The sequence below is a fragment of the Luteolibacter pohnpeiensis genome, from assembly GCF_016595435.1.
Taxonomy (GTDB): domain Bacteria; phylum Verrucomicrobiota; class Verrucomicrobiia; order Verrucomicrobiales; family Akkermansiaceae; genus Luteolibacter; species Luteolibacter pohnpeiensis.
The window spans coordinates 1-631 of the sequence record NZ_JAENIJ010000173.1 but is presented as its reverse complement, the minus strand read 5'-3'; the positions used below and the strand labels follow the sequence as shown (position 1 = coordinate 631).

Genomic DNA, 631 nt, shown 5'->3' with positions numbered 1-631 from the left:
GGCCAATCCAGAACAAGGCGGCACATCCGACGGCGACCAGCCTGATAGTTGACTTTGATGCTTCCATCCCGCCGCAGATGGCCTTATACGTTCGGTAGAAATTTAAGAACATGGCAGACGCCTATGAGCTCTACTTGCCATCAGGCTTCCCGGATGACCTGAATGCGCTGTTGGATGGACGATCACTTCAAGTGACGACGAAGGCCAAGAAGATTGGGAATGGCTTGATTGGTAGCGACCATCTGATTTCCAGCGAGCGCCATTCAATGAACATTCTTGAAGCGCCCCCGACTGATCAGTGCCAGATGCGTTATTTGCTCTGCATCGCCAAGCCAAAGGCAAAGGAATTGCTCTTGGAAGTCACCTCGTTCCTCGAATCCCTTGGTGCGCGGAACACCCCGAAAAAAGAATAAACCGAACAAGCCGCCGCATCCGACCGCGATAACGTCCCTGTTTGAATCGGAGCTTGAGGGCGCGGCCGGATGGGCTTAGACGTTCTCTCAAGAAATGACCCCGGTCGAGCCCGCCATCCTTGAAGCAGCGATTGAGATCATCGGCGAAGAAGGTATCTCTGACGACGATATTGAGGCGAGAGTTCTCGAGTTGGCGACCGATTCGATGCTCGCGAGGA

Annotated in this window: 1 protein-coding gene; it reads left to right on the top strand. The window is 53.9% G+C overall.

Going from position 1 to position 631, the window contains the following annotated elements; all coding sequences use genetic code 11:
• Positions 1 to 110 precede the first annotated feature (110 nt).
• Entirely contained in the window at positions 111 to 413 is a 303-nt protein-coding gene (locus tag JIN85_RS20830) for a hypothetical protein (protein WP_200274473.1), read from the top strand.
• The last annotated feature ends 218 nt before the right edge of the window (positions 414 to 631 follow it).

Bases quoted from the DNA above. Each gene is read 5' to 3' on its own strand.
- JIN85_RS20830 (WP_200274473.1), top strand. From the start codon at position 111: ATGGCAGACGCCTATGAGCTCTACTTGCCATCAGGCTTCCCGGATGAC.